This is a genomic window from Nostoc sp. FACHB-892 (genome assembly GCF_014698795.1).
Classification (GTDB): domain Bacteria; phylum Cyanobacteriota; class Cyanobacteriia; order Cyanobacteriales; family Nostocaceae; genus Nostoc.
Map to the genome: position 1 here is coordinate 1 of NZ_JACJTR010000151.1, position 3,203 is coordinate 3,203.

General features: G+C 51.6%; 2 rRNA genes. Both read right to left on the minus strand.

The annotated features are described in order from the left end of the window. Positions 1-118, minus strand: a 5S ribosomal RNA gene (gene rrf / locus H6G96_RS40685). 59 nt (positions 119-177) lie between these two features. After that, positions 178-3,067 (minus strand): 23S ribosomal RNA (locus tag H6G96_RS40690). Between the last annotated feature and the right edge of the window lie 136 nt (positions 3,068-3,203).

A 3,203-nucleotide genomic window follows, 5' to 3' on the forward strand; every position in this document is an offset into this window, starting at 1 on the left:
ACCTGGCATCGAGCTATTTTTGCGTAGGGCTACCCCTAAACTATCGTGGCCGCAGCAGCGTTTCACCTCTGAGTTCGGGAAGGGTTCAGTGTGGTTCCACCGCGCAATAGACACCAGGAAAACTTGTTGGGTTCAAAACCCTGAAGACTGCAAGCAACGCGAAACCAAATGAGTTTTGAGGTCAAGCCCTCGGTCTGTTAGCACGGCTCGGCTACATACATTGCTGCACTTCCACCTACCGCCTAAGAACGGGTGTTCTTCCCGTGACCTTACCCACTTACGTGGTGAGAGCACTCATCTTGAGGTGGGCTTCCCACTTAGATGCTTTCAGCGGTTATCCGCTCCGCACTTGGCTACCCAGCGTTTACCGTTGGCACGATAACTGGTACACCAGCGGTGCGTTCCTCCCGGTCCTCTCGTACTAAGGAGGACTCCTCTCAATGCTCTTACGCCTGCACCGGATATGGACCGAACTGTCTCACGACGTTCTGAACCCAGCTCACGTACCGCTTTAATGGGCGAACAGCCCAACCCTTGGGACGTACTTCCGCCCCAGGTTGCGATGAGCCGACATCGAGGTGCCAAACCTCCCCGTCGATGTGGACTCTTGGGGGAGATCAGCCTGTTATCCCTAGAGTAACTTTTATCCGTTGAGCGACGGCCATTCCACTCTGCGCCGTCGGATCACTAAGGCCTACTTTCGTACCTGCTCGACTTGTCAGTCTTGCAGTCAAGCTCCCTTTATGCCTTTACACTCGCCGCACGGTTTCCAAGCGTGCTGAGGGAACCTTTGCGCGCCTCCGTTACCTTTTAGGAGGCGACCGCCCCAGTCAAACTGCCCACCTGAAACTGTTCCCTGACCAGATAATGGTCATGGGTTAGAATTCTAGCTTCGCCAGAGTGGTATCTCACCGTTGGCTCCATACTCCCCACAAGGAATACTTCATCGCCTCCCACCTATCCTGCGCAAGCCAAGCCCGAACACAATTCCAGGCTACAGTAAAGCTTCATAGGGTCTTTCTGTCCAGGTGCAGGCAGTCCGTATCTTCACAGACATTCCTATTTCGCCGAGTCTCTCTCTGAGACACCATCCAGATCGTTACGCCTTTCGTGCGGGTCGGAACTTACCCGACAAGGAATTTCGCTACCTTAGGACCGTTATAGTTACGGCCGCCGTTCACCGGGGCTTCGGTCGCTAGCTTCAAGGTTGCCCCCTGACCAACTTCCTTAACCTTCCGGCACTGGGCAGGCGTCAGCCCCCATACTGCGTCTTTATGACTTTGCGGAGACCTGTGTTTTTGGTAAACAGTCGCCTGGATCTCTTCACTGCGACCCACGTCTGAGGTGGGCACCCCTTCTTCCGAAGTTACGGGGCCATTTTGCCGAGTTCCTTAGAGAGAGTTATCTCGCGCCCCTTGGTATTCTCAACCTCCCTACCTGTGTCGGTTTCGGGTACAGGTAACTGTAAGTTAACGTGTTTAGAGCTTTTCTTGGAAGCTAGACTATGCCACTTCCCCACCGTAGTGGGTCGTACTCACGCCTCAACTCGAAACGTTTTCGCCGTCTCTCAACATCTTGACGCTTGAACCGGTAACCAACATCCGGCTGACACTCATCTTCTCCGTCCCTCTGCACAACCTACAATCAGTACGGGAATTTTAACCCGTTGTCCATCGACTACGCCGTTCGGCCTCGCCTTAGGTCCTGACTAACCCTCCGGGGACGAACCTGGCGGAGGAAACCTTAGGGTTTCGGGGTATTGGATTCTCACCAATATTTGCGCTACTCAAGCCGACATTCTCACTTCCGTTTCGTCCACAGCTGCTTGCCGCTACTGCTTCTACCTACGACGGAACGCTCCCCTACCGATTAACCTTAGTTAATCCCACAGCTTCGGTACATCGCTTAGCCCCGTTCATTTTCGGCGCGAGAGCGCTTGACTAGTGAGCTATTACGCACTCTTTCAAGGGTGGCTGCTTCTAGGCAAACCTCCTAGTTGTCTGTGCACTCTCACCTCCTTTATCACTTAGCGATGATTTGGGGACCTTAGCTGGTGGTCTGGGCTGTTTCCCTCTTGACAATGAAGCTTATCCCCCACTGTCTCACTGGCAATGTGTGCTCTGGGTATTCAGAGTTTGTCTCGATTTGGTACCGGTCTCCCAGCCCGCACCGAAACAGTGCTTTACCCCCCAGATATAATCATTACCGCTGCGCCTAAACACATTTCGGGGAGAACCAGCTAGCTCCTGGTTCGATTGGCATTTCACCCCTAACCACAGCTCATCCGCTGATTTTTCAACATCAGTCGGTGCGGACCTCCACTTGGTGTTACCCAAGCTTCATCCTGGCCATGGTTAGATCACCAGGGTTCGGGTCTATAAACACTGATTATCGCCCTTTTCAGACTCGGTTTCCCTTTGGCTCCAGCATTCTCGCTTTAACCTACCAGTGCCTATAAGTCGCCGGCTCATTCTTCAACAGGCACGCGGTCAGACTTTTAAATAGTCCTCCCACTGCTTGTAAGCTAACGGTTTCATGTTCTATTTCACTCCCCTTCCGGGGTTCTTTTCACCTTTCCCTCGCGGTACTGGTTCACTATCGGTCACACAGTAGTATTTAGCCTTACGAGGTGGTCCTCGCTGATTCACATGGGATTCCTCGTGCCCCATGCTACTCGGGATTCAGCTACTATCCTTTAACTTTCGACTACAGGACTTTCACCTTCTTTGGTGCAGTATTTAGCTGCTTCGTCTAGCCTCTAGATTCGATATCGCTGTCCCACTACCCCAAAAGATAAATCTTTTGGTTTAGGCTTTTCCCCTTTCGCTCACCACTACTTAGGGAATCTCTTAATTGATTTCTCTTCCTCCAGCTACTAAGATGTTTCAATTCGCTGGGTTGGCTCTCTCCTGCCTATATATTCAGCAGGTAGTATATAGGGTTGCCCCATTCGGAAATCTCCGGCTCAATGTTTGCTTCCAACTCCCCGGAGCATATCGTCGGTAACCACGTCCTTCATCGCCTCTGTGTGCCTAGGTATCCACCGTTAGCCCTTATTAGCTTGACCACTCAAATATTTGGTCTTTCAACAATTGCATTCACAAAAATATCCTTTCGGAATGTCTGTGTCTGCCTGCTATTTTCGCGTTACTATGCAGTTTTCAAGGTTCTGGCTGAGAAAAATCTCAGCAGTCTGACTCAAT